The following is a 24,265-nucleotide window of genomic DNA, read 5'->3' as shown; positions in this document are numbered from 1 at the left end:
TCAGTAGAACTCCCGGACGAGGTCGGTCGCGCCCTCGGGGGCGCCGGACTCGTCGATGTCCGCCATGTTGCCCTCGACGCCGTGGGCGGTGTTGTAGTCGACCGCGTCCTCGTCCTCCCAGAGCACGCCGATGTACTCCTTCTCGCTGTCGAGGATCTTCTCCTTCGCGGCGTCCCGGTCGGTCGGGTCGTGCTCCGTCTCGTCCAGGTCGACGATGGAGTCGCGGAAGTAGTCGTAGGTGTCGACGTCGTTGAAGGTCACGCAGGGGCTGAAGGTGTTGACGAGCGAGAAGCCGTCGTGCTCGATGGCCTTCTGGACGATCTCCTGGTGGCGCAGGGCGTTCGAGGAGAAGGACTGCGCGATGAAGCTCCCGCCGGCGGAGAGCGCGAGCGCGAGCGGGTTGACCGGCGGCTGCTTCGGGCCCTCCGGCGTCGTCGCGGTCTCGAAGTCCTCGCGGCTCGTCGGCGAGGCCTGCCCCTTCGTGAGCCCGTAGATGCGGTTGTCCATCACGACGTACGTGATGTCGATGTTCCGGCGGACGGCGTGGATGAAGTGGCCGGCACCGATGGAGTAGCCGTCACCGTCGCCGCCCGCGACGACGACCTCGATGTCGGGGTTGGCGATCTTCACGCCCGTGCCGACCGGCAGGGCGCGCCCGTGGACGCCGTGGAGGGCGTAGGAGCGCAGGTACGTGCCGATCTTCCCACTGCAGCCGATACCGGCGACGACGAACGTATCGTCGGGCGAATTGCCGGTCTCGGCGAGACCCTTCATGATGCCGTTCATCGTGCCGAAGTCACCGCACCCCGGACACCACGTCGGCTGCTTGTCGGATTTGAAGTCTGTGAAGCGAACGTCGGAGCTCATGCGAGAACCTCCTTGATGTCGTTTGCGAGCTCGTCCGCCTTGAAGCGGACGCCGTTGTACTTGTTGATGCGGTCGACGCGCTCGAGGACGTCCTTCTCGATGACGTCCGCGAACTGACCGGTGGCGTTACACTCGACGACGATGGTCGTCTCCGCGTCCTCGACGGCCGTCGAGAGGTCGGGACGCGGGAAGATGTAGGGGACGGAGAGGACGCGAACGTCCACGCCGTCCTCCTCGAGGAAGTCGAGGGCTTCGACGAGAGCGCCCTCGTTCGACCCCCACGAGATGACGAGCGTGTCCGCGTCCGAGTCGCCGTACTCGACCGGGCTCCAGTCCTCCTCCTCCCGTGCGGTCTCGACCTTCCGGTTGCGCTTGTCGACCTGCTCGATGCGCTCGTCGGTGTCCTCCGTCCGGCGGCCGAGATCGTCGTGCTCGAGGCCGGTGCTCATGTGGACGCCGCCCTCCGTGCCGGGGAAGGCGCGCGGGCTGACGCCGTCGGCGGTGACCGCGTGGGGCTTGAACTGGTCCTTCTCGTTCTGCCACTTGGAGATCTCGTCCTCGTCGACGACCTTCCCGCGGTCGATCTCCACCGCGTCCATATCGAACTCCTCGGGCGCGAACGTCTCCTCGGTGACGGCCATCGAGAGGTCGGCCGCGATGTAGACCGGGGTCTGGTACTTCTCCGCGAGGTTGAACGCCTCCACCGTCTTGTGGAAGCAGTCCGCGACGGTGGTGGGCGCGACGACGAACCGGGGAATCTCACCGTGGCCACCGTAGAGGAGCATGTTCAGGTCGCCCTGCTCCTGCTTCGTCGGCATCCCCGTGGAGGGACCCGAGCGCATGACGTCCGCGATGACGAGTGGCGTCTCCGAGGTGGCGACGAGGCCGAACGTCTCGCTCATCAGGTCGATACCCGGACCGCTCGTCGCGGTCATCGAGCGCGCACCGGCGCGCGCGGCGCCGAGCGCCATGTTGATGGCGGAGAGCTCGTCCTCGGCCTGAACGACGTGGCCGCCGAACTCCTCGATGCGGCCCTTCAGGTAGGTCATCACGTCCGTCGCGGGCGTGATGGGGTAGCCGGAGTAGAACTTACAGCCGGCGGCGATGGCGCCCATCCCGATGGCTTCGTCGCCGTTCAGGAGGACGTAGTCGTTGTCCGTCGTTTCCAGCTCGTAGTCGAGCGTGCCGACGTCGTCCGCGTAGTGCTCGTCGACGTAGTCGGCGCCGAGGCGCGCGGCCTCCTTGTTGTTCTCGACGATCTTCTCGCCCTTCGAGCCGAAGCGCTTGCGCAGCGACTCGTCGAGGTTCTCGATGGGGAACTCGGCGACCTCGCAGACGGCGCCGAGCGCGACGACGTTGCGCATCAGCGCGCCGCCGGCGTCCTCGGCCAGCGACTTCAGCGGGATGTCGAGGCCGACCATTCCCTCGGGGACCTCGAAGCCGCTGAACTCGGTGCGCTCACCGTCGTAGATGATGACGGAGCCCTCGTGGAGCTCGTCGAGGTTCTCCTCGACGGTGCGTTCGGTGAGCGCGATGAGGACGTCGAGGCGGTCGACGACGCTCTGTACTTTGTCGACCGACGTGCGAACCTTGTAGGCGGTGTAGCCACCTCGGATTCGGGACGCGAAGTCCTTGGAGGTGAAGACGTGGCGACCGGCGCGGGAGAGTGCCTGCGCGAACACTTTCCCGGTAGAGTCGATTCCATCGCCGGCTTCGCCGCCGATGGCCCAGTTCAGGTCGTCGTGCATGTGGGTGTCGCTTCTGAGCGGGCAAGCAAAAGACTTCTGAAGGAACGATACCCTCTGTGTGGCCGAATACGGTACTCTCTGCCGAGTTAATCGTCGATTCGACGGCGGACGCGGCGGGGGTCGCCGCCTCGCCGGTTGGCTGACATCAACCCAAATAGTTTTCGCCGTCGAAGCGCTTACCGCACACCGTATGTCGCGAGAGGGGAGCGCGACTGTCGAGACGACGCTCGACCAGTTGCGCGAGTCGTACGGTCGGTTCCCCGTCGTCGAAGAGGAGACCGTCGTGCCGGAGGAGGCCCTCGTCGAATGCATGGCGAGCGCGAGCGAGGGGCGCCTCGGCGGCACGCGCACGCTCCTCGAACGCGACGGGCGGGCGTTACTCGTCAGGTATCGGGACAACCCGGACGTCTGGGACCTGCCCGGCGGGGGGCTGTCCCGACACGAGACGCACGAACAGACCGCCAAACGCCACGTCGCCGACCAGCTCGGCATCGAGTGCGAGCTCACCGGCGCGTTCCACGCGCGCCGCCAGTCCTTCTCCCTCGTCGAGGCGGGCGACGGCACCGAGGGCCTCTGGGTCCACTTCGAGGGCGAACCGTTCGGCACGGACCTCGACCCAGCCCCGGAGATCGCCGAAGCGCGCTGGTTCGAAACCGCGCCTGACGCCGTCGCCGCGCCCATCCGCGAGCGGATCGGCGTTCGCGCCGCCGCCGACTGACCCCCCAACGGTATTGGCGTGCGGACCCACGCCTCCCGTATGGACCCGGAGACGCTCCGCGCCGACGTCCCGGCGCTCGACGACGCCGTCTACTTGAACACGGGCGCGAGCGGCCCGTCACCGCGCCGCGTCGTCGACGCCACCGAAACCGCGCTCGAACACCACGAGTACGAGGCGCACGCGAGCGACGACCCCTATCGGTCCGCGCACGCGCTCTACGACGACGTCCGCGAGCGCCTCGGCGACTTCGTGGGGACCGACCCCGCGAACGTCGCGCTCACCCAGTCCACCACCGACGGCGTGAACCGCATCGCCTCGGCGATCGACTGGGACCCGGGCGACGTCGTCGTCCGCACGGACGTCGAGCACTCCGCCGGCATCCTCCCGTGGCGACGCCTCCGCGACACCGAGGGCGTCCGGACGCGCGTCGTCCCCACCGAGGGCGGGCGACTCGACCGCGACGCCTACCGCGAGGCCGTCCGCGACGCCCGCCTCGTCTGCGTCTCCGCGCTCACGTGGACGCACGGCACCCGCCTCCCCGTCGCGGACCTCGTCGCCGAGGCGCACGACGCGGGCGCGGAGGTGCTCGTCGACGCCGTCCAGCTCCCGGGACAGGCCCCGATGCCGGTCGAGGCGTGGGGCGCGGACTACGTCGCCGCCGCCGGCCACAAGTGGCTCCTCGGGCCGTGGGGGGCGGGCTTCCTGTACGTCGCCCCCGAAGCCGCCGAGCGCCTCGGACCCGCCCACGTGGGCTACCGGAGCGTCCGCGAACCCGACGCCGCGGGCTACGAGTTTCACGCGGGCGCGCGCCGCCTCGAAGTCGGCACCGTCTCGCCCGCGCCCTACGCCGGCCTCCGCGAGGCGCTCGACGTCCACGCCGAACTCGGCCTCGGAACCATCCAAGAGCGCATCGACGCGCTTACCGAGCGCTTCGTCGACGGTATCGGCGCCGAGCGCGTCCTCGGTCCCGCATCGCCCGAGTCCGGTCTCGTCGCCTTCGAGAGCGACGACCCCGAGGCGCTCGTTTCGAACCTGAAAGAACGCGACGTCGTCGTGCGCGCGCTCCCGACGGGCGCCGTTCGGGCTTCCTTCCACGTCTTCAACACGCCCGGCGACGTCGACGCCCTCCTCGAGGGCATCGCGGACGCCGAGGCCTAGAACAGTTCCTCGGGGCGGTACACCCCCGCTTCCGGCGCGTCGCCGTCGCCGTCCGCGAGCGCCACCGTCCCGGTCGCCTCGGCGTCCGGCAGGAGCACCGTCGCGCCCGCGCGGAGCGCGCCGAGGACGCCGACGACCGTCCCCGGCCGCGTGAACGACGCCCGCACCGCGAGCGCGTCGTCGGCGTCGAGGCCGGCGGCCACGTCGGCGGCGGCGTCGAGGAGCGCGCGCTGACTCGGGCCGTCCTCGTCGTCGCCCGCACCCGTCCCGCCGGCGAGCGCCGGCACGTCGCCGCCGTATCGAACCGGCGGGAACGCCGGGTTCTCGCTCCAGACGCCGCCCTCGAAGTGGCCGTCCGCGGGGTCGGCGGGCTTCGCGCCGTAGCCGACGCGCTGGCCGCCCGGCCCGAGGTCGAAGCCGTCGAGCGACGCCGTGGGCACGACGACGGCGCGGCCGTCGAAGCGCCCGGGCGGAGCGAACGTCACGGGGGCCGCGAGGAGCGCCGACCCGAGGAACGCGAGGACGACCTTCGGGTCCGCGTCGTCCGCGACGCCGACGCGAGAGCCCTCGTGGACGCCGCGCGAGCGCAGGTAGTTCCCGACCTTGTACGCCGTCGCCCGGACGTCCCGCGACGAGAGTGACGCCGGTGGCGCCCGCAGGGCCGCCTCGTCCGGGAGGTCCGCGAGCAGCTCGTAGACCGTCTCCATGCCCGCCCCTTCGTCGCGGGGGCACAAAGCCGGCGCGCTCTCCGCCCGTGCCGATCGCTACTGTGGGACACGATTCGAGTGGCCGGTGTGGCTCGCCGACGCCCGAACGCCTTTTCCCGTGCCGCGCCACGTCTCCACCATGACGGAGCTCACCAGCGACGACGTCCCGCACGTCGACGGAATGCCGCGCTTCGGCCTCGGAACGTGGCAGAACGCCGACCCCGACGCCTGCGCGACCGCCGTCTCGAACGCGCTCGAGATGGGATATCGCCACGTCGACACCGCACAGGCCTACGACAACGAGGCCGCGGTCGGCGACGGCATCGCCGCCGCGGACGTCGACCGGGACGACGTCTTCCTCGCGACCAAGGTCTTCATCGACAGCCTCGCGTACGACGACGTCATCGCGTCCACCGAGGAGAGCCTCGAGAAGCTCGGCGTCGACTCCGTCGACCTCCTCTACGTCCACTGGCCCGCCCGGACGTACGACCCCGAGGAGACGCTGCCGGCCTTCGAGGAACTGAAAGCGCGGGGGAAGATCGAGCGCATCGGCGTCTCGAACTTCGGCCGCCGCCACCTCGAGCGCGCCCGCGACGTCCTCGACGAACCGATCTTCGCGAACCAAGTGGAGATGCACCCGTTCCTCCAGCAGCGCGAACTCCGCGCCGTCGCGGACGAGATGGACGTCGAGACCGTCGCCTACTCCCCGCTCGCGCGCGGCGCCGTCTTCGACGATCCCGTGCTCGGCGATATCGCGGAGACGTACGGTGTCAGCGAAGCGCAGGTGAGCCTGGCGTGGCTCCGCGAGAAGGGCGTCACCGCCATCCCGAAAGCCACCTCCGAGGCCCACATCCGCGACAACTTCCGGAGCCTCGAGTTCGAGCTCGACGCCGAGGACGTCCGGCGTATCGACGCCATCGAGCGCGTCGACCGGCGCGTCGACGCCGACTTCGCGCACTGGAACGCCCGCTGAGCGCGCGCTGAGCACAGTTCGAGGCCGATCGAACGGAGAACGAGTATCGAAACCGAACCGCGACCGCCCTCTAGAAGGGCGCGTCGAGTTCGTCGTCGTCGGAACCGCCGTCCGTGGCGGCCTCGACGTCCGCGTCGGCGTCCGCGGCGTTCAGCGTCGCCGCGAGGTCGCCCTCATCGTCGAGTTGCGCGAGGACGTCGCTTCCGCCGACGAACTCGCCCTCGACGAACGTCTGCGGGATCGTCTCCCAGCCCGAGTGCTCGTCGAGCGCCTCGCGGAACGCGCCGAGGTTCTGGAGGGTGTCGACCGTCTCGACGTCGTCGCGGTACTGGCTGACGAGGCCGACCGCACGCTTCGAGTAGCCACACTGGGGCATCTGCGGCGTCCCCTTCATGAAGAGGACGACTTCGTTGTTCGAGATCGCGTCGTCGACGATCTCGGGTACCTCCTCGTCGTCCAGCGCCTCGCCCATCGGGTCGAAGGTCATACTTCCGAGTTGGCGCTCGAAGTGGAAATGCGTTGTGCTGGTGGTCGTGCGCACCGCAAACGGCCACCGTGCGGGTGGGGAGAACCACCGCAGCCCGACCGTCAGTCGTCGTTCCCGACGCGGATGACCTGCATGAGCGCGTCCACGGGGACGCCGTTGACGTCGCCGACACCTTGCTTGTCGACGAGGACGGCGGCCGCGATGGCGTTCCCGCCGCTCTCCTCGATGGCCTCGACGGCCTCGCTGATGGTCGTGCCGGAGGTGATGGTGTCGTCGACGATGAAGCAGTCGCGTCCCTCGACCTGCGCGAAGTTCCGGCTGAAACTCCCGCCGAGGTCCTCGATGTCGCCCTCCTCCCACTGGTGCTTGCGGGGCGTGTACGTCCCGAGGTCGACACCGAGCTCGCGCGAGACGGCGGTCGCGAGCGGCACGCCCGCCTTCTCGACGCCGACGACGAGGTCGACGTCGTGGCTGTGCTCGCGCAGGAGGTCCGCGAGCGCGTCGCCGATCGAGGCGAGGCGCGCGCCCGCTTCCCCGATGGCGCTCCAGTCCACGTGGACGTCCTGCGGGCCGCCGGCACTCCCGTCTCCGGACTCCGACTCGACCGCGCTCGCGCTCCGGCCGGCGCGCTCGACGAGCCAGCTCGCCGTCTCGCGCGAGACGTTCAGTTCGTCCGCGATCTCCCCGCGCGAGAGGCCGCGCGCGGCGAGGTCGCCCGCGCTCTCGATGAGGTCGTCGACGTTCTTCATGTCGTGCGAGTTCGAGTCCCGTTTTTAAGGGCGTTTCGCTGGTGACACCGGCCCGGACGAAGATCGCTGTTTCGCGTCCCAGACCCGACTTCGGTCCCGCGGACCGCGCCCCGACCGGGATGCTTTATGGGCCGACGGCGACGACACCGCGTATGGAGCGGTACGACACGCTATACGCGCTGTACGAGGCGTTCGATGTGGACACGCTCCGCGCCTACCAGGACTTCGTCGACCTCTTTCCGCCAGTCGACTCCCGGGTCGCCCTCGAGTACTGGGAGGAAGCGAGCGACGAACTCGCCGAGCGGACCGACCGCGTCGCGGACGCCTACGGCGAGACGTACGCGGCGCTCGCCGCCCACGCGACCCGCGAGCAAGCGTTCACCGCGCTCGACCTCTACAGCAAACACGACCGGCCCGTGAACGTCCTCGTCCTCGACGTCGACGAGACGCTGCGCTCGGCCGGTGGGACGGACAACGAGATCCCGCGCGAGACACTCCACCTCCTCACTGTCTTCCACGAGAACGACGTCCCCATCGTCGTCTGCACCGGCCAGACCCTCGAGAACGTGAAGGGGTTCCTCATTCAGGGCCTCGGGAACGAACTCGTCCACTCCGGGGACGTCTCCGTCGTCTACGAAGCCGGCACCGGCGTCTTCACGCCCGGCCACGGCCCGGACACGAAGCGCCTCCTCTACGAGGAGCTCGACGACGACGTCCGCGACGTCTTCGACTACGTTCGCGGGCGCGTCCTCCCGGACGCCCCCGAGGACGTCAGGCGCGGCTGTCACCTGCAGGGCAACGAGTTCAACGTCACCCTGAAGCCGAACTACGAGACGGGGAGCGAGGACGCCGTCGCCGTCATCGACCACGCCACCGTCTACCTCACCGAACTGCTCGCGGACGCGATTCCCGCTGCGAGCACCGACGACGTCCGCGCGTACTTCGGGGCGCGCGACCCCGAAATCGCCGCCGTCCTCGACGCACGCGACGCGCGTCCCCCGGCGGACCACGACGTCGACTCCGCCGCCGAGGCCGTCCTCGACCGCGTCCAACTCGCCTACTACGAGGGCGACGCCGCCGAAGTCACCGCGAACGAACTCGACAAGGTCGCGGGCGTGACGGCCGCCCTCGACGTCCTCGGCGTCGCCGACCCGTTCGCGCTCGTCATGGGCGACTCGAAGAGCGACCTGCGCGTGATGGAGTGGGCCGAGGACAACGACGCCGGCATCGCCGCCGCGCCCGACCACGCGAGCGAGCGCGTCCGCGAACACGCCGAGTCCACGGACGGCCTCGTCTACGACCGCGGCGCGGCCGGTGACGTCCTGCGCACCGTCTACGCGCTCAACCGACTCGCTGACGGATCCTAGCGGAACAATCTCCAAAGGTTTACCCCGGGCCGAGTGAATCTCCCCCACATGGCGAAGGACTACCGACAGCTCCACGACCCGAACGCGGAGTACACGATGCGCGAACTCTCCGCTGAAACGATGGGCGTCGACGCGAAGCGCGGCGGCGGTCGCGACGTCGAGATCACGGACGTACAGACGACGATGGTCGACGGGAACTTCCCGTGGACGCTCGTCCGCATCTACACCGACGCCGGCGTCGTCGGCACCGGTGAGGCCTACTGGGGCGCCGGCGTCCCCGAACTCGTCGACCGGATGGCGCCGTTCATCATCGGCGAGAACCCGCTCGACATCGACCGCCTCTACGAGCACCTCATCCAGAAGATGAGCGGCGAGGGCTCCGTCGAGGGCGTCACCGTCACCGCAATCGCCGGCATCGAGGTCGCGCTCCACGACCTCGCTGGCAAGATCACCGAACTCCCCGCCTACCAGCTCCTCGGCGGGAAATACCGCGACGAAGTTCGGGTCTACTGCGACTGTCACACCGAGGACGAAGCCGACCCCGAGGCCTGTGCGGACGAGGCAGAGCGCGTCGTCGACGAACTCGGCTACGACGCCCTCAAGTTCGACCTCGACGTCCCCTCCGGCCACGAGAAGGACCGCGCGAACCGCCACCTCCGACCGGGCGAGATCCGCCACAAGGCCGAAATCGTCGAGAAGGTCACCGAGCGCGTGAAGGACAAGGCGGACGTCGCCTTCGACTGTCACTGGACGTTCAGCCCGAACAGCGCGAAGCGCCTCGCCGCCGAGATCGAGGAGTACGACGTCTGGTGGCTCGAAGACCCCGTCCCGCCGGAGAACCTCGACGTGCAGGAGGAGGTCACGAAGTCCACGCTCACGCCGATCACGGTCGGCGAGAACCGCTATCGCGTGACCGAGGAGCGCCGCCTCATCGAGAATCAGGCGGTCGACATCGTCGCGCCCGACCTCCCGAAGGTCGGTGGGATGCGCGAGACGCAGAAGATCGCGGACGTCGCGAACCAGTACTACATCCCGGTCGCGATGCACAACGTCTCCTCGCCCATCGGCACGATGGCCTCCGCGCACGTCGGCGCGGCCATCCCGAACGCACTCGCCGTCGAGTACCACTCCTACGAACTCGGCTGGTGGAGCGACCTCGTCGAGGAGGACGTCATCGACGGCGGCTCCATCGCGGTCCCCGAGAAGCCCGGCCTCGGCCTCACCCTCGACCTCGACGCCGTCGAGGACCACATGGTCGACGGCGAGACCCTCTTCGACGAGGCGTAGCCTCATCGAGTAAGCGACGCCTCGCGTCGCCTCGTTCGACGAAGCGTAGGCGCTCGTCGAGCACGCACCGACGCACCGAACGCTCTTCTTTCGGCGCCGGACGCAGAGCCACGGCTGGCTGACTGGCGACGAGTACGGGACGCGGGACGCGCGTCGCTCGCGGTGACACCGCTCGTCGTCGCGGTGTCGCCGGTGGTGGCGCACGCTCGGTGCGCTCCGGTCGTCGGCCGCGCGCGGCGTCACTCGCGCGTCGGCCGGCCGCGTCCCGTGGCAGTGAGTCAGGTCACGCGTCGCGGTGGTCGCGTCATCGCACGTGAAGGCTCGTTCACGGAGCGCGACGTCCGACCGAACGACGGGTAGCGTTCGCGCGACGCGCTCGGGACGAGAGACGACCGTAGGGAGGAACGATGGCTTTTGGTCGAGCTTTTACCGAGCGCGCCGGAGGCGAACGCAGCGTAAAAGGTCGTTTAGTAGATGAGCTCTTCGTCGTTCTCGACCATGTAGAGGGTGCGCGCGGCGATGTTCACCGCGTGATCGCCGACGCGTTCGAGGTCGCGCACCGTCAGGAGCATGCGGGAGACGTCCTGCATGAGTTCCTCGACGTGCTCGTCGGAGTCCTCGGGGTCGAGCTCGGTCTCGATGAGCTCGCGGACGATGGTCTGGGAGGCCTGCTCGCAGAGCGCGTCGAGTTCGTCGTCGCGCTCGGCGATGGCGTAGCAGGCCTCGGGGTCGCGCGCCTCGTAGGCGGCCATGGCGTCCTGCAGCATCTCGACGGTGTGGTCGCCGATGGTGTTGATGTCGACCTCGGGGAACATGTCCTGTTGGGAGTCGAGGGTGTACTCGCCGAGGTTGACGGCGAGGTCGCCGACGCGTTCGAGGTCGGTGATGATCTTGAACGAGGAGGCGATGAGGCGGAGGTCGCCGGCGACGGGCTGTTGGAGGGCGAGGAGGTCGATGCACTCCTGTTCGAGCTCGAGGTAGAGGTCGTTGACCTCGTCGTCGCCCGCGATGAGGTCGCGGGCGGCCTGCTCGTCCTTCTGCTCCATCGCGGCGAGCGCGCTCCGGAGGCGGTCGACGACGACCTCGCTCATGTAGAGGACGTCCTCCTGCATCGTCTCGAGTTGTGCTTGGTAGCTTTCGCGTGGCATGGGTAGTCTCTGAGGGTCGTGTAGTGGTTCGGCGCGACGGGTAAAACGTTCGGGGCTTATCCGAACTTGCCGGTGATGTAGTCTTCGACGCGCTGGCTGCGTGGGTTTTCGAAGATCTGGTCGGTGTCGCCGTACTCGACGAGTTCGCCGCCGGTGAGGAAGACGGCGGTTTGGTCGCTGATGCGGGCGGCCTGCTGCATGTTGTGAGTGACGATGACGACGGTGTAATCCTCGGCGAGGTCCTCGACGAGGTCCTCGATTTTGGAGGTGGCGATGGGGTCGAGGGCGCTGGCGGGTTCGTCCATGAGGATGACGTCGGGGTCGACGGCGAGGGCGCGCGCGATGCAGAGGCGCTGCTGTTGTCCACCGGAGAGCCCGAGCGCGTTGTCGTCCAAGCGGTCGCTCACCTCCTCCCAGAGCGCCGCCCCACGCAGGCATCGCTCCACCAGCTCGTCCTCCTTCTCTTGGTCGTCGCCGCCGAGGAGACGCGAGAGCAGGCCGGTCTGGATGTCGCCGTGCTTGCGCGGGCCGTAGGCGATGTTGTCGCGGATGGATTTCGGGAACGGGTTCGGCGACTGGAACACCTGCCCGACGCGCTTTCGCAGCTCCACGAGGTCGACGCCGTCCTGATAGATCTCGTCGCCGTCGAGTCGGACGGAGCCCTCAACGCGGGCGGCCTTGATGCGGTCGTTCATGCGGTTGAGGCACCGGAGGAAGGTGGACTTCCCACAGCCGGAGGGACCGATGAGCGCGGTCACGGAGTTTTCGGGGATCTCCATGGAGATGTCGGTGAGCGCGTGGTCGTCCCCGTACCAGACGTTCAGGTCCTCGACGGTGAACTTCGCTTCACCCTCGAAGTCGTACTCCGTCCACTCCGGGTCGACCTCCTCTACGCTCTCGCCGGCCGTGGTGGTGCTCGCGGGCTGTTCCTCCGTGGTGTCGGTGTCGTTGACGATGTGTTCGCTCATGGGTTAGGCCTCCAGGCGCTTGCGGAAGTAGATTCGCGAGGCGATACCGATCGCGTAGAACGAGAGGACGACGAGCAGGAGGACGAGTGCGGTCCCCCACGCGAGGCCGGCGTTCTCGTTGACGCCGGCGGTGATGACGGCGTAGAGCTGGTAGGGGAGTGCGCTCGTCGCCTGCAGGAGCGCGTCGTTCGTGACGAATGGCGGCGCCGTCGAGAGCTGGAAGGAGGAGAGGACGTTCGGAGCGTCGCTGGGGAAGGGCGCGCCGGCGGCGACGAGCAGGATGGGCGCGGTCTCGCCGGCGATGCGTCCGACGCCGAGGATGACGCCGGTGGTGACGCCGGGCATCGCGGCGGGGAGGACGACGCTCTTGATGGTCTCCCACTGGCCGACGCCGAGCGCGGCGCTCGCGTCCCGGTAGGCGTCGGGGACGCTCATCAGCGCCTCGCGGCTCGTGATGATGACGAGCGGGAGGAGCATGAACCCGAGGACGAGCTGACCGGCGAGGATGGACTGGTTGTTCCCGAGCCGCGGGACGAGGAACGCCCACCCGAAGAGGCCGTAGACGATGCTCGGCGTGCTCCAGAGGCCGTTCGTGGAGACCTCGACGAGCGCGGTGAAGCGGGACTGGCCGGCGTACTCGGTGAGGAAGACGGCGGCACCGACGCCCAGCGGCACCGCGAAGAGGACGGCGCCGAGGACGAGCCAGACGGTGCCGACGACCGCCGGCATGATGCCGTTGACGTCGTTCAACAGCGCGTAGCCGTTCATCACGAACGGCCAGTGGAACCAGAGGACGGGCCCGTCGATGATGACGTAGCGGTCGATCGGCGGGACGTAGAAGTACGTCCAGTTCGCCCAGAAGAGCCCCCACTTGACCCCCTCGGTCATCGGCGCCCAGCCGCGAACGACGATGTAGGAGACGAGGAGGACGAGCAGGAGGAGCATGCCGGCGGCGCTCGCGGAGACGAGCAGGTAGGCGCCGGACTGCTTGCCGTGCGTGCCGAAGCCGCCGTAGGCGCGCGAGGCCATCCACGCGACGAGGAAGCCGATGGCGATGGCGAGCAGCGGAACCGCGATGTCGGCGTTCAGCGTGAACGAGCCCTCGATCGGCGTCCACGACCAGCCGGGCGCGACGACGCCGCCGGCGACGACCGTGCCCGCGAGGAGCGCGAGCAGGCCGCTCGGCAGCGTCGCGCCGACGTCGCCGCGCGGGTAGACGGTCGCGACGACGGTGACGGCGGCGACGAGCACGGCGACGACCGGCCAGAGCGTGCCGAGGCCGAGCGTCTGCGAGGCGACGAGACCGCCGACGACGAAGCCGACGAGCCCGAAGACGGCGCCGGCGACCGGGCCGGCGGTCCGGTCGGGCTCGGAGCGCACGAGGCCGCTCCGCGAAGCGGCGCCGACGCCGAGCGTGCCGAGGCCGAGCGCGGCGAGCAGCACGCCGAACCAGCGCGCGACCGAAAGCCCGGCGACGGCGTCCGTGATGGCGAACACCTCGAAGAGCGCGAGCGCGCCGACCAGAGCACCGACGAGCGCGCCGCCGGAGAGGACGAGCGCCGCGACGTCGAGCGTGGAGTTCCCCTCCTTGACGAGTTCGTTCTGCGTGCTCATGCTTCACCTCCGAGCTTCTCGCGCATGCGCGCCTCGACCACCTGTGAGCCGATGCTGAGCGTGAGGACGGTGATGAAGAGCACGACGCCGGCGGCGAAGAGCGCGCTCATGTGGTCGCCCGAAGCGATGCCGTACTGGCTGGCGATGAGGCTGGTGAGCGTCTCCTGTCCCCCCGCTCCGAAGACGTCGTAGAGCGGGTCGGGGAGCGTCTGCGTGTGCGCGAGCATGACCGTGACAGCCATGGTCTCGCCGAGCGCGCGCCCGACGCCGAGGATGACGGCGGCGGAGATGCCGGAGAACGCGGAGGGGATCGTGACGTCCGTGATGGTCTGCCAGCCGGTCGCGCCGAGCGCGACGGAGCCGTCCTTCATCTCGTCGGGGACGGCGTCGAGCGCGTCCTCGGCGACGGAGACGATGGTCGGGAGCGCCATCAGGCCGATGACGACGCCCGCGCCGAAGAGGCTGCCGTAGATCGGGAGGGAGAGCTCGCGCATCATGTAGTCGTTGACGATGACGAAACCGAGGAAGCCGTAGACGATGGAGGGGATGCCGGCGAGCACCTCGATCGCGGGCTTGATGATCTCGCGCGCCCACCGGGGCGCCATCTCGCTCGTGAAGAGCGCGCCCGCGATGCCGAGCGGGCCGGCGACGCACATCGCGATGATGGTCGTGAGGAGGGTGCCCCACATCATCGGGACGAGCGAGAAGACGCCGGTGTTCGGCGACCACATGGTGTCGCCGACGCGCGTGAAGAGACTGAGTCCCATCTGTTCGAGGACGGGGAGGGACTGCCAGAGCAGGTAGACGGTGATGAGGCCGAGGATGATCACCGTGGAGGCGGTCATCAGCGACATCACGACCTTCGCGGTGGCCTCCTGATAGCGCCACCAGCCGTAGCCGACGACGGCGAGGAACCCGAGGAGCGGGAAGATGGTCGCGGCGGGGAGGACGAGGAACGCCGCGATGGTCGCGACGATCGTGAGGGCGCTTCCGACGCCGATGCGGCGCGTCCCCTCGTCGAGGCGCTCGAACCGCCCGGGGCGTGTGTCGTCGATCGCGCTCATTGGGTGTCCGGGAGCTTCGAGAGTTGGTTCTGCTGTCGTTCGTCCGTGAGCGCGGCGTAGCCCGTCGGCTTCACGAAGTTCTGCTGCCCGTAGTCGCTGATGATCATGCGGAGGAAGGCGGCCTCCTGCTTGGAGGTGCCGTCGTAGGTGTACATGTGGAGGTCCCGGGAGAGCGGGTAGTCCTTGTCCGCGAGGTTCTCACCGGGAATGAACTCCTTCCCGTCGAAGACGAGCGTGATGGCGGGGACGGAGTCGTCGACGAACGCGAGCGCCATGTACGCGATGGCGTTGTTCGAACTGGAGACGACGGTCTTGACCTGTTGGTTCTCGCCCTTCCGGAGGTCGACGCCGGAAATCGGGGCGTTCGGGTCGCCGAAGAGGTTCAGTCGGAACGCGGTGTCGGTCCCGGAGCCCTCCGCGCGCCCGATCACCTGGATGGACTTCTCGGGCCCCTCGTAGTCGGGGACCTCGCTCCAGTTCGTGATCTCGCCGGTGTAGATCGCCTTCAGCGTCTCGGCGGTGATCTTCGTGACGCCGGCGTCGTAGATTTCCTGTGAGACGACGATGGGCTGGGCGTCGACGCCGACGACGTGATCGGTGAACTCAGCGAGTTCCGCCTCGGTGGCGTCGGGGAGTTCGGCGGAGACGGGCGCGCTCGAGTTGCCGAGATCGAGTTGGCCCTTCCGGAGCTTCTCGATACCCGTCCCCGAGTGACTGAGGGTGACGGTCGCGGGGAAGGGGGCGTCGCCCCCGTTCCCGTTATCGAAGCCGTAGAGGCCGCCCCAGTAGTCGGCGAGGTTCTGGTCGGTGTCGATGCCGTACTTCTCGGGCCCCCAGTACTCCGTGTCGGAGGCGGGGCGGTTGGCGTTCCAGTACGCCTGCGCGTTGTTCGCGATCGGGTAGACCGTCGAGGACCCACCCGACTTCAGGATCCCGGGGCCGTCGCCCCCGTCGCCGCTCGACGACGTCGAGTCGGTAGCTGACCCACCGCTCCCCGGCGGTGTCTTACTCGTACTGATACAACCAGCGAACGATGCCGCGAGTCCTACCCCACCCGCGAGGACCGCACGCCGAGAAACCGGCTCGTCGGTCATCATCACGAACGTGGCCACATATGAATAAATACCCTACTATTATCGATATGTATGTCTATATAGATCGGCGGAGCCGGCGCGTCCCGGCCGCCGCTCAGTTCGGGTCCGGGAGCTTCTCGCGCTCCGCTTCCTGCCGCTCGTCCGTCAGCGGGACGTAGTTGTTGGGCTCGACGAAGTTCTGCTGTCCGAAGTCGCTGATGATCATGTCGAGGAAGGCGGCCTCCTGCTCGGAGGTGCCGCCGTAGGAGTACATGTGGAGGTCGCGCGCGAGCGGGTAGTCCTCGTCCGCGAGGTTCCGACCGTACTCGTAGGTCGTCCCGTCGATTTCGAGGCCGATGGGCGGCACGCCGCCGTCCGGCTCGACGAACGCGAGCGCCATGTACGCGATGGCGTTGTTCGAACTGGAGACGACGGTCTTGACCTGTTGGTTCTCGCCTTTCCGGAGGTCGACGCCGTCCATCGACGCGTCCGCGCCGCCGAGAACGTTCACTCGGAACGCGGTGTCGGTCCCGGAGCCCTCCGCGCGCCCGACCGCCTGAATCGTCGAGTCCGGGCCGCCGAGCTCGGACCAGTTCGTGATCTCGCCGCGATAGATCGCGCGCAGCTCCTCGATAGTGATTTCGGTGACGCCGGCGTCGTAGATTTCCTGTGAGACGACGATGGGCTGGGCGTCGACGCCGACGACGTGGTCGGTGAACTCAGCGAGTTCCGCCTCGGTGGCGTCGGGGAGTTCGGCGGAGACGGGCGCGCTCGAGTTGCCGAGGTCGAGTTGGCCCTTCCGGAGCTTCTCGATGCCAGTCCCCGAGTGACTCAGCCCGACCGCGACGGAGAAGGGGACGCCGGAGTCCCCCGGCTCGAAGCCGTAGCGGCCCGCCCAGTAGTCGGCGAGGTTTTGGTCGGTGTCGATGCCGTACTTCTCGGGCCCCCAGTACTCCGCGTCGGAGGCGGGGGCGTTGGCCGTCCAGTAGGACGCGGCCGTGTTCGCGATCGGGTAGACCGTCGAGGACCCACCCGCCCGGAGGGTCGACGGGCTCGACTCGCCCGAGTCGGTGCTCGTCTCGCCGTCCGGTTCGCCCCCGGACTGCCCGCCCGTACAGCCGGCGAGCGCGCCGAGGCCGGCGATGCCGACACCGGAGAGAACCTTCCTGCGCGAGACCGTGTTGGAACCGCTCGTCCGTGCCATCACGTGATCGAAGCCGCTGAGAGAGGTATGTACGCTTCTATGATGTATATACTGTAGAACGTACCACGGTAGATATGGCCATATAGATATAGACCACTACATAGGCCTCCATTCTGGAACGTATATATCGCCATAAACTGGCTGTAGAGAGTGCATGAACCACCAATAGGGAATATATAGATACGAAGATTAATATATGGTATCTGTTCATAGGTGACATATGGAACGCCGCAAGGTGCAGGTCACCGGTGGCTCGACGTTCACCGTCTCCATTCCGAAGGACTGGGCGCGCGAACACGATGTGGAAGCCGGCGACGAAATCGCCTTCCACCCGGACAGCGGGTCGTTACTGCTCTCGCCCGTCTCCGGCGACGAGGCCGAGCGCGGCGCGTTCGACATCTCCGGCATGGAGGGTGACGCGCTCACGCGTACCGTGATGACGATGTACGTCAGCGGCTTCGACGTCCTCGTCCTCGAGGCCGACCGCATCACGTCCGCACAGCGACGCGTCGTCCGCAACGCCACGCAGGGCCTCGTCGGCCTCGAGGTCCTGGAGGAGACCGGCGACCGCATCGTCGTTCAGGACCTGCTTGACTCCAGCGAGCTCTCCATCCACAACGCCGTCCGACGGATGCGCCTCATCGCCCTCTCGATGCTCGACGACGCCGTCACCGCGCTCTGCGAGAACGACCACGACATGGCCGAGGACGTCATCGAACGTGACGACGACGTCGACCGTCTCTGGTTCGTCGTCTCGCGCATCTTCCGGGGCGCCCTGCGCTCCCCCCGTACCGCCCAGGAGATCGGCGTCTCGCGCGAGACCTGCTTCGACTACCACTCGAGCGCGCGCCAGCTCGAACGTATCGGCGACCACGCCGCGAAGATCGCGAACGTCGCGCTCGAACTCGACGAGGCAGTCCCCGCAGAGGCCGCCGAGGCGCTCGCCGACCTCCACGCGGACGCCGCCGACATCGTCGACACCGCCATGGAGGCGCTGTTCACCGACGACCGCGAGGACGCCACCGACCTCGCGAATCAGGCGCACACGTCCGTCCTCGACATCGACGAGCACGCCCGCGCGCTCGACGACATCCTCCGCGACCTCGAACCCCACGAGGCCCAGCACCTCGGCCTCGTCGTCGACTCGCTCTCCCGCTGTGCCGACTACGGCGGGAACGTCGCCGAGACCGCCCTTCAGAAGGCCGCGCCCGCGCCCGACCTCTGAGAGCAGCGCAAAAAGGGAGTCAGTCGTCGTCCGCCGTCACGGGACCGGCGGCGTCCACCGCCTCCGTCTCGATGCTCGGCGGGTACTTCCCGCGGTCGAGCGTCAGGTCGGAGAGCGGGCGCGCCATACACGTCAGACAGTACTCTTCGGCCTCTTCCTCGCTGAGTCCGCGCGCCGCCGGCTGCGCCACGTCGCCCTCGACGATCTCGGCGGAGCACGCCAGACACATCCCGACGCGACAGGAGTACTCCTGTGCGATGCCCTCGCGCAGACAGGCCGTCAGGATGGTCTCCGTCTCGGAGACCTGAATGGTCTCCTCGCGGCCGACGAACTCGACGGTGTGTTCGGTCATGAGACGCCGTTTCGTGGAGCGGCGATAAAACTCTTTATCGCCCCGTGTCCCCGACGAAGCGACGGATTTTCCGTAAAGAGTTTTCACGGCCCGTCACATTCACCGCGATATGAGTACCCACGAGTTCGACTTCGTCGTCGTCGGCGCCGGCACCTCCGGTTGTTACGCCGCCGCCACCGCCGCCGCGGCCGGCTACGACGTCGTCGTCGTCGAACGAAAGGACGAGCAGGAGGCGGGCCACATCGCCTGCGGCGACGCCCTCAAGGGCGCCGCGAACTTCCCCGCCGCCATCCCGAAGTCCAAGCTCGAACCCGCCTTCACCAACATCGACGTCGACCACGGGCGCTTCGAGATCCCCCAAGAGGACACCGTCCTCGAGATTCCGATTCCCGGCGAGCTCGCCGTCATCGACCGCTGGAAGTACGGTCAGCTCATCATCGAGGGCGCGAAGGAACAGGGCGCCGAGTTCCACTACGACACCGTCGTGCAGGACGTCGAGCAGGACCGCTCGGGTCGGGTCACCGGCGTCACCGCCGAACGCAAGGGCGAGGACGTGGCGTACGAGGCCGACATCGTCGTCGACGCCGCCGGCTCGCTCTCGCTCCTCCAGGACAAGACGGACTTCAGCGAGTCGACCTTCGACACGAACGTCGACTACTCGCAGTTCTGCTCGGCCTACCGCGAGATCGTCGAGGTCCCCGAGGAAGTCGAGTGGCAGGACGCGCTCGTCTTCAAGCCCACCAAGCGGGCCGCGGGGTACCTCTGGTACTTCCCGCGCACCGGCACCGAGATCAACGCCGGCCTCGGCTTCCAGATGAACGAGGAGCCGATGCACATGATCGAGGACCTCAAGGACGACCTCCGCAACCGCGAGGAGTTCGAGGGCGCCGAGGTGAAGGACAAACTCGGCGCCGCCCTCCCGACACGGCGTCCCTACGACTCCGCCGTCCACCCCGGCTACGTCGCCGTCGGCGACGCCGCCGGCCACGTCAACCCCACGACCGGCGGCGGCATCGCGGGCGCCGCCTACGCCGGCAAGTACGCCGCCGAAGCCGCGATGGCGGGCATCGAGGACGGCGACCTCTCCGAGGACGCCCTCTGGGAGTACAACGAGCGCGTCATGGACCACTTCGGCGCGCGCTACGCCGCCCTCGACGTCTACAACATCCTCTCCACGGGCGTCGACGTCGACGACCTCATGAGCCTGCTGGCGAACCTCCCGGGCGAACAGCTCAGCGAGGCCCTCTACGCCGGGAGCGCGAGCTTCGGGCCCGCGCTCGCCGCCAAGGTCGCGGTCAAGAGCTTCGGCCACTGGGGCCAGATCTACCAGATGTACCAGACGAAGCAGGCCGCCGACCGCCTCCTCGCGCACTACGAGGACTACCCGAACTCCCCCGCCGAACTCGAACGCTGGCAGGCCCAGCGCGACGACATCATGGAGGACGTCTACGAGGTCACCGGGGCCGACCCGAAGTACTGAAGAACCTTTTGTCGTAAGCGAGACGCTTCGCGTCTCGCGGGATCAGGCGAACGCTTCGCGTTCGCAGACCTCGCGAATCTTCGATTCGCTCAGTGACGAGAGAGCTTCGCGCCTTCGGCGCTCCGTTCACTCGTCGGCCCGGCACTGCGTGCCGGTGAACCTCGCACCTACCGGGCTCTAACGAGCCACTCGGTGCGCGGACGCCACTCTCCTAAAACCGCTCTTTCTCGCCACGACCCCTCAAATACGAGCGCGTGACCAGCACCACGTATCCTCTGACAGCGACGGCAGTGGAGCCACGCGGGCGTGGGGCCGAACGAGAGTGCGGGCCCACGTTCACACGAGCGGTGGAAACCGCGCGTAGTGACGGCGCACTCCACCGCCGAGGGATGCGCGCCGTCCGTTCGCCCTAGTCGCGCGCCGCGAGCGTCTCCAGCACGCTCTCCGTGAGCACGCGCACGCCCACGTCGATGGTCTCCTCGTCCACGTCGAACGTCGGCGTGTGGTGGCCGCCCGGGTGGTCGGTGCCGACGATGGCGTAGCACGCCTCGCCGCCGCGCTCCTGCACGCGGCGCATCAGGTAGGTGGCGTCCTCGCTCCCGCCGAGCGCGTCCGTCCGCGTCGCCGTCCGCACGCCCGCATCGCGCTCGGCGACGCCGTGGACGACGTCGACAAGTCGGACGTCCGAGACCGCGCTCGGGGCCTCCCCCACCGTCTCGACGGCCACCTCGCAGTCGTGCGTCGCGGCCGCCCCGGAGAGCGCGCGCTCCGCGCGCTCGACCATGGCGTCCTTCAGGGCGGTCGTCTCACCGCGCACCTCGCCCTCGATTTCGGCGCGCTCGGGGACGACGTTCGTCGCGGTGCCCGCGTTCGCGGTGCCGACGTTCACGCGCGTCGCGCCCTCGGAGTGACGCGGGAGCCCGTAGAGCGCCTGAATCGCGCTCGCCATCGCCTGCATCGCGTTCCGGCCGTCCTCGGGCCTCGCGCCGGCGTGCGCGGACGCGCCCGAGAAGACCGCGTCGAAGTGGTGGACCGCGAGGAAGGAGTCGACGCCCGCGACGACCTCGCCCGTCGGGTGGTCGAGGCCGACGTGGAGCGCGTAGAGCGCGTCCACGTCGTCGAGGTGGCCGCTCTCGGCCAGCGCCCGTCCGCCGCCGACGACCTCCTCGGCCGGCTGGAGGCAGAGCTTGAACGTCCCCGAGAACTCGCTTCGCGCGACGGCCTCGAGGACGCCGATGCCGATTGCCGCGTGCGCGTCGTGCCCGCAGGCGTGCATGTAGCCCTCGGTCTCGGAGCGAAAGCCCTCGCGGGCGGGGACGTGGTCGTCGCCCGTGGCCTCCGTCACCGGGAGCGCGTCGACGTCCGCGCGAAGCGCGACCGTCGGGCCGTCGCCGTTCTCGACGACCGCGACGGCACCCGTGTGTCCGCCGTCGAGACGGTCGAGGACGTCGGGGTCAGCGCCCGCCGCGCGGGCGCGCTCACGCCACGAACTGATAGTCTCCGCGTCGGGGACGCCGAGACGCGCGTCGCCGCTGATCGCGTCGGGCCCGGCGTGAAGCGCGTCCACGCCGACGCGCTCGATGCGACCAGTCGCGCCGTCGTGTAGAACTCGCACCACGCGGGCTCCGGATGTCGATGGAGGTCGCGTCTGAGCGCGCGCAGGTCGATGTCAGCCATACGCTAGGGTAGCGCGGCCTCGGGTAAACGACATCGGTCACGCCGCCGCTCGCTCCCCGATGGTCCCGGTCCCCGGCTGTCCGCGCCGCGTGGTATCGTCGCTCGGGGCGCGTCCCGTGGATATTTGGCGACGGCGAACGGAGCGACACGGGTAATGAGTGAGTCGAACGACAGCGACGTATCCTCCGAGGTCGAGGCGGAGCTCGGGATGGCCGACTCCGCCGGCCCCGACCTCGAGTTCCACGGCGGGGCCGCCGCGAGCGCCATCCCGCTCGGGGTGTTCGTCGTCTGGGCGGTCGTACAGAGCGGGCTGTTCGGCATCGGCGACACCACCGGCCTCGTCGTCGGGATGCTGTTCGCGCTCGTCGTCGGGCTGTTCTTCGCGAAGGGCGACTGGAAGCACTACGCCAACACGATCTTCGAGGGGATGACCCAGCGGGTGGCCGCGACGGCCATCGTCGCGTGGCTGTGGGCGGGCATGTTCGCTCAGCTCCTGCAGGACGGCGGCTTCGTTCGTGGCCTCATCTGGACCGCACAGGCCCTCCCCGTCTCGCAGGGCGTGCTCGTGCAGATCCTCCCCGCCGTCACGTTCCTGCTCGCCGCGCTCCTCGCGACCGGCATCGGCACCGGCTACGGCACCGCCGTGACGTTCGTCACGACGTTCTTCCCGGCGACGGTGCTCCTCGGCGCGAACCCCGTGCTGATGTTCGGCGCGGTGCTCTCCGGGGCGGCGTTCGGCGACAACCTCGCGCCCGTCAGCGACACCACGATCGTGAGCGCCGTCACGCAGAACGCCGACATCGGCGGCGTCGTCGCGTCCCGGTTCAAGTACGCGATCACCGCCGCCTCGCTCGCGTTCGTCGCGTACCTCGTCGCTGGCGCGGCGATGCCGACGACCGCCGGGAGCGGCGGCCTCCCGACGGGGACGCCGGTCGGCCTCGTCCACCTCGTCTCGATGGGCGTCGTCATCTACACCGCGATCCGCGGCCGGCACATCGTCGAGGCGATCACGTGGGGGATGCTTGTCGCCATCGCGTGCAACCTCCTCCTGGGCCTCCAGTCGCTCTCGGGTATCGTATCGTTCGTCGCGCCGCAGAACGCGCCGTTCGCCGGCGCGTTCACGTGGCTCCCGTTCCTCTCCATCGCCGGCCCGGACACGACGGCGGGCGTCGGCGGCAGCCTCTACTCCGGCGCGGCCGGCTTCTTCCCGCTCATCGTCCTCACGCTCCTCATCGTCGCGGGCGCCCGCATCATGATTCAGGGCGGCGCCTTCCACGCGATCCAGGAGTTCCTGCTCTCGACGGTCGCGACCTCCGTGCGGCGCGCGGAGACGACGCTCGTCCTCGGGACGGCGCTCGTGAACGCCGCCATCACCATCAACACCGCCGCCGAGATCGCGATTTCGCCGTACGTCGCGCGCATCGGTGAATCCTTCAACATCAACGGCTACCGGCGCGCGAACATCCTCGACGCGAACACGTCCGCGCTCGGCTACATCTTCCCGTGGGCGGGCGGCGTCCTCGCCGGCTACTCCGCGATGCCGGCGCTCGTCGACCAGTACGGCGCGCAGATGCTCGTCAGCCCCGTTCGGGTGGTACCGTTCGTCTTCCACGGCTGGTTCCTCTTCGCCGTGTTCCTCGTCGCCGCGCTCACCGGCTTCGGCCTCGAGTACGTTCCGGACCGCGAGTCCGAGGAGGTGAGTCGCGTATGAACCTCCGGAAGTTCCGCGCCGGCTGGTCGTTCCGCACGACGACGCCGAGCTTCGAGGTCGGCGAGGAGTTCGCCGTCTACGTCTCCGACGTCGATGGCGGCGCCGTCCGCGCACGCGTCGGCGACACGATATTGACGGTTCACGGCGCGCCGGACGGCGTTCGGGAAGGCACGAAAATCGCGGTTCGCGTCACCGAGTTCGACGACGACGCGCACACCGGCGACGTCGACTACCTCCGGACGGTCGGCGAATCCGCGTACTGAGCCACGCCCTCGTTTTCCGAGCGCGCGTGCGGTCCGTAGTGCCGCCGCTCGTCGGCGCGAGCGGACGTGAAGTGAAGGAGAGTTACGCCGGCGAGCCGACGTGCTGGACGCGCTCGATGTCGGCCGTGACGTGAACGCTGTTCGGGAAGTCCCAGGTCATGATGTCGCGAGCGAGGTCGTCCGCGCCGCGGATCTCGACGCGCCGTCGATACACCGTGTAACTCCACGCGTCGTAGGTGTCGCCCTCGCCGTCGAGTTGCTTGTACTGCGAGACGAAATGTTGCTTCGGGGAGTCCGAGTGCGGTCCTTTGAGTTCGGCGCCCTTGCGGCGGACCGTGTCGCGGATTTCCCCGACGATGTCGTCGAGGGCCGCTCGGTCCCCGCTTTCGAGTGTGAGGCTGGTTACGAAGGTCATGGCTGGGAAC

22 protein-coding genes and 1 pseudogene are annotated in these 24,265 nt (G+C 68.6%); 9 read left to right on the top strand and 14 right to left on the bottom strand.

Going from position 1 to position 24,265, the window contains the following annotated elements; translation table 11 throughout:
- Positions 1-867, bottom strand: a complete 867-nt coding sequence (locus IEY12_RS07300) for a 2-oxoacid:ferredoxin oxidoreductase subunit beta (RefSeq protein WP_188881640.1) — start codon at positions 865-867, stop codon at positions 1-3.
- On the bottom strand, positions 864-2,615 hold the full coding sequence (locus tag IEY12_RS07295; RefSeq protein WP_188881637.1) for a 2-oxoacid:acceptor oxidoreductase subunit alpha: 1,752 nt from the start codon (positions 2,613-2,615) through the stop codon (positions 864-866). The genes IEY12_RS07300 and IEY12_RS07295 overlap by 4 nt, the downstream gene beginning before the upstream one ends.
- Before the next feature lie 190 nt (positions 2,616-2,805).
- Between IEY12_RS07295 and IEY12_RS07290 the strand changes: the two genes are divergently transcribed.
- Together IEY12_RS07290 and IEY12_RS07285 are read left to right on the top strand one after the other, a co-directional pair.
- The gene (locus IEY12_RS07290) at positions 2,806-3,333 is read left to right on the top strand and encodes an NUDIX hydrolase (RefSeq protein ID WP_188881636.1); all 528 of its coding nucleotides are present in this window, start codon (positions 2,806-2,808) and stop codon (positions 3,331-3,333) included.
- A gap of 39 nt (positions 3,334-3,372) precedes the next feature.
- Positions 3,373-4,491 carry an aminotransferase class V-fold PLP-dependent enzyme gene (locus IEY12_RS07285; RefSeq protein WP_188881632.1) on the top strand — a complete coding sequence of 373 codons (1,119 nt, stop codon included), beginning with the start codon at positions 3,373-3,375 and terminating at the stop codon, positions 4,489-4,491.
- Here IEY12_RS07285 and IEY12_RS07280 read toward each other — a convergent pair.
- Complete coding sequence (locus IEY12_RS07280; protein WP_188881630.1) at positions 4,488-5,198, bottom strand: hypothetical protein; 711 nt, start codon at positions 5,196-5,198, stop codon at positions 4,488-4,490. The two genes, IEY12_RS07285 and IEY12_RS07280, sit on opposite strands and share 4 nt — an antisense overlap.
- Before the next feature lie 139 nt (positions 5,199-5,337).
- Between IEY12_RS07280 and IEY12_RS07275 the strand changes: the two genes are divergently transcribed.
- Entirely contained in the window at positions 5,338-6,171 is an 834-nt protein-coding gene (locus tag IEY12_RS07275; RefSeq protein WP_188881628.1) for an aldo/keto reductase, read from the top strand.
- A 70-nt stretch (positions 6,172-6,241) separates the two neighbouring features.
- Here IEY12_RS07275 and IEY12_RS07270 read toward each other — a convergent pair whose 3' ends face one another.
- On the bottom strand, positions 6,242-6,658 hold the full coding sequence (locus IEY12_RS07270) for a glutaredoxin family protein (protein WP_188881627.1): 417 nt from the start codon (positions 6,656-6,658) through the stop codon (positions 6,242-6,244).
- A 101-nt stretch (positions 6,659-6,759) separates the two neighbouring features.
- Entirely contained in the window at positions 6,760-7,407 is a 648-nt protein-coding gene (gene gfcR / locus IEY12_RS07265; protein ID WP_188881625.1) for a transcriptional regulator GfcR, read from the bottom strand.
- A gap of 152 nt (positions 7,408-7,559) precedes the next feature.
- Here gfcR and IEY12_RS07260 point away from each other — a divergent pair, with 152 nt between their 5' ends.
- Together IEY12_RS07260 and IEY12_RS07255 are read left to right on the top strand one after the other, a co-directional pair.
- Positions 7,560-8,774 (top strand): HAD family hydrolase, encoded by a 1,215-nt coding sequence (locus IEY12_RS07260; protein ID WP_188881622.1) that lies wholly within the window; start codon positions 7,560-7,562, stop codon positions 8,772-8,774.
- A gap of 48 nt (positions 8,775-8,822) precedes the next feature.
- Entirely contained in the window at positions 8,823-10,061 is a 1,239-nt protein-coding gene (locus tag IEY12_RS07255; RefSeq protein ID WP_188881620.1) for a mandelate racemase/muconate lactonizing enzyme family protein, read from the top strand.
- 467 nt (positions 10,062-10,528) lie between these two features.
- Here the strand turns inward: IEY12_RS07255 and phoU are convergent, their stop codons facing one another.
- The 6 genes from phoU to IEY12_RS07225 form a co-directional block, all read right to left on the bottom strand.
- Positions 10,529-11,209, bottom strand: coding sequence for a phosphate signaling complex protein PhoU (gene phoU, locus IEY12_RS07250; protein ID WP_188881618.1), 681 nt, complete (start codon positions 11,207-11,209; stop codon positions 10,529-10,531).
- Between the two features lie 56 nt (positions 11,210-11,265).
- Positions 11,266-12,177: a phosphate ABC transporter ATP-binding protein PstB gene (pstB, locus tag IEY12_RS07245; RefSeq protein WP_188881615.1), complete on the bottom strand. Its 912-nt coding sequence runs from the start codon at positions 12,175-12,177 to the stop codon at positions 11,266-11,268.
- Positions 12,178-12,180: 3 nt separating this feature from the next.
- The gene (pstA, locus tag IEY12_RS07240) at positions 12,181-13,791 is read right to left on the bottom strand and encodes a phosphate ABC transporter permease PstA (protein WP_188881611.1); all 1,611 of its coding nucleotides are present in this window, start codon (positions 13,789-13,791) and stop codon (positions 12,181-12,183) included.
- Entirely contained in the window at positions 13,788-14,855 is a 1,068-nt protein-coding gene (gene pstC / locus IEY12_RS07235) for a phosphate ABC transporter permease subunit PstC (protein ID WP_188881598.1), read from the bottom strand. Before pstC ends, pstA begins: the two co-directional genes overlap by 4 nt.
- Positions 14,852-15,949, bottom strand: coding sequence for a PstS family phosphate ABC transporter substrate-binding protein (locus IEY12_RS07230; RefSeq protein ID WP_188881595.1), 1,098 nt, complete (start codon positions 15,947-15,949; stop codon positions 14,852-14,854). Before IEY12_RS07230 ends, pstC begins: the two co-directional genes overlap by 4 nt.
- 94 nt (positions 15,950-16,043) lie before the next feature.
- Entirely contained in the window at positions 16,044-17,132 is a 1,089-nt protein-coding gene (locus IEY12_RS07225; protein ID WP_188881579.1) for a PstS family phosphate ABC transporter substrate-binding protein, read from the bottom strand.
- Positions 17,133-17,352: 220 nt separating this feature from the next.
- Here IEY12_RS07225 and IEY12_RS07220 point away from each other — a divergent pair, with 220 nt between their 5' ends.
- Positions 17,353-18,357: a phosphate signaling complex PhoU family protein gene (locus tag IEY12_RS07220; RefSeq protein ID WP_188881577.1), complete on the top strand. Its 1,005-nt coding sequence runs from the start codon at positions 17,353-17,355 to the stop codon at positions 18,355-18,357.
- A 19-nt stretch (positions 18,358-18,376) separates the two neighbouring features.
- Here IEY12_RS07220 and IEY12_RS07215 read toward each other — a convergent pair whose 3' ends face one another.
- Positions 18,377-18,709, bottom strand: coding sequence for a 2Fe-2S iron-sulfur cluster-binding protein (locus IEY12_RS07215; protein WP_188881570.1), 333 nt, complete (start codon positions 18,707-18,709; stop codon positions 18,377-18,379).
- 109 nt (positions 18,710-18,818) lie between these two features.
- Here IEY12_RS07215 and IEY12_RS07210 point away from each other — a divergent pair, with 109 nt between their 5' ends.
- Entirely contained in the window at positions 18,819-20,189 is a 1,371-nt protein-coding gene (locus IEY12_RS07210; RefSeq protein ID WP_188881562.1) for a geranylgeranyl reductase family protein, read from the top strand.
- Positions 20,190-20,598: 409 nt separating this feature from the next.
- Here IEY12_RS07210 and IEY12_RS07205 read toward each other — a convergent pair.
- Positions 20,599-21,866, bottom strand: a pseudogene (locus IEY12_RS07205) (amidohydrolase).
- A gap of 154 nt (positions 21,867-22,020) precedes the next feature.
- Here IEY12_RS07205 and IEY12_RS07200 point away from each other — a divergent pair.
- Together IEY12_RS07200 and IEY12_RS07195 are read left to right on the top strand one after the other, a co-directional pair.
- A complete protein-coding gene (locus IEY12_RS07200) occupies positions 22,021-23,577 on the top strand; it encodes a Na+/H+ antiporter NhaC family protein (RefSeq protein WP_188881555.1) in 1,557 nt (518 codons plus the stop codon).
- Complete coding sequence (locus tag IEY12_RS07195; RefSeq protein WP_188881552.1) at positions 23,574-23,840, top strand: DUF7513 family protein; 267 nt, start codon at positions 23,574-23,576, stop codon at positions 23,838-23,840. The genes IEY12_RS07200 and IEY12_RS07195 overlap by 4 nt, the downstream gene beginning before the upstream one ends.
- An 82-nt stretch (positions 23,841-23,922) precedes the next feature.
- Here IEY12_RS07195 and IEY12_RS07190 read toward each other — a convergent pair whose 3' ends face one another.
- Entirely contained in the window at positions 23,923-24,255 is a 333-nt protein-coding gene (locus IEY12_RS07190) for an uS10/mL48 family ribosomal protein (protein WP_123077236.1), read from the bottom strand.
- Between the last annotated feature and the right edge of the window lie 10 nt (positions 24,256-24,265).

This window comes from Halarchaeum grantii, assembly GCF_014647455.2.
GTDB lineage: Archaea > Halobacteriota > Halobacteria > Halobacteriales > Halobacteriaceae > Halarchaeum > Halarchaeum grantii.
This window is presented reverse-complemented; position numbering and strand designations above follow the sequence as displayed.

Bases quoted from the DNA above. Each gene is read 5' to 3' on its own strand.
- IEY12_RS07190 (WP_123077236.1), bottom strand. From the start codon at position 24,255: ATGACCTTCGTAACCAGCCTCACACTCGAAAGCGGGGACCGAGCGGCC.
- IEY12_RS07270 (WP_188881627.1), bottom strand. From the start codon at position 6,658: ATGACCTTCGACCCGATGGGCGAGGCGCTGGACGACGAGGAGGTACCC.
- pstC (WP_188881598.1), bottom strand. From the start codon at position 14,855: ATGAGCGCGATCGACGACACACGCCCCGGGCGGTTCGAGCGCCTCGAC.
- IEY12_RS07200 (WP_188881555.1), top strand. From the start codon at position 22,021: ATGAGTGAGTCGAACGACAGCGACGTATCCTCCGAGGTCGAGGCGGAG.
- IEY12_RS07215 (WP_188881570.1), bottom strand. From the start codon at position 18,709: ATGACCGAACACACCGTCGAGTTCGTCGGCCGCGAGGAGACCATTCAG.
- IEY12_RS07195 (WP_188881552.1), top strand. From the start codon at position 23,574: ATGAACCTCCGGAAGTTCCGCGCCGGCTGGTCGTTCCGCACGACGACG.
- IEY12_RS07280 (WP_188881630.1), bottom strand. From the start codon at position 5,198: ATGGAGACGGTCTACGAGCTGCTCGCGGACCTCCCGGACGAGGCGGCC.
- IEY12_RS07290 (WP_188881636.1), top strand. From the start codon at position 2,806: ATGTCGCGAGAGGGGAGCGCGACTGTCGAGACGACGCTCGACCAGTTG.
- gfcR (WP_188881625.1), bottom strand. From the start codon at position 7,407: ATGAAGAACGTCGACGACCTCATCGAGAGCGCGGGCGACCTCGCCGCG.
- pstA (WP_188881611.1), bottom strand. From the start codon at position 13,791: ATGAGCACGCAGAACGAACTCGTCAAGGAGGGGAACTCCACGCTCGAC.
- IEY12_RS07255 (WP_188881620.1), top strand. From the start codon at position 8,823: ATGGCGAAGGACTACCGACAGCTCCACGACCCGAACGCGGAGTACACG.
- IEY12_RS07300 (WP_188881640.1), bottom strand. From the start codon at position 867: ATGAGCTCCGACGTTCGCTTCACAGACTTCAAATCCGACAAGCAGCCG.
- IEY12_RS07210 (WP_188881562.1), top strand. From the start codon at position 18,819: ATGAGTACCCACGAGTTCGACTTCGTCGTCGTCGGCGCCGGCACCTCC.
- pstB (WP_188881615.1), bottom strand. From the start codon at position 12,177: ATGAGCGAACACATCGTCAACGACACCGACACCACGGAGGAACAGCCC.
- IEY12_RS07230 (WP_188881595.1), bottom strand. From the start codon at position 15,949: ATGACCGACGAGCCGGTTTCTCGGCGTGCGGTCCTCGCGGGTGGGGTA.
- IEY12_RS07225 (WP_188881579.1), bottom strand. From the start codon at position 17,132: ATGGCACGGACGAGCGGTTCCAACACGGTCTCGCGCAGGAAGGTTCTC.
- IEY12_RS07285 (WP_188881632.1), top strand. From the start codon at position 3,373: ATGGACCCGGAGACGCTCCGCGCCGACGTCCCGGCGCTCGACGACGCC.
- IEY12_RS07260 (WP_188881622.1), top strand. From the start codon at position 7,560: ATGGAGCGGTACGACACGCTATACGCGCTGTACGAGGCGTTCGATGTG.
- phoU (WP_188881618.1), bottom strand. From the start codon at position 11,209: ATGCCACGCGAAAGCTACCAAGCACAACTCGAGACGATGCAGGAGGAC.
- IEY12_RS07275 (WP_188881628.1), top strand. From the start codon at position 5,338: ATGACGGAGCTCACCAGCGACGACGTCCCGCACGTCGACGGAATGCCG.
- IEY12_RS07220 (WP_188881577.1), top strand. From the start codon at position 17,353: ATGGAACGCCGCAAGGTGCAGGTCACCGGTGGCTCGACGTTCACCGTC.
- IEY12_RS07295 (WP_188881637.1), bottom strand. From the start codon at position 2,615: ATGCACGACGACCTGAACTGGGCCATCGGCGGCGAAGCCGGCGATGGA.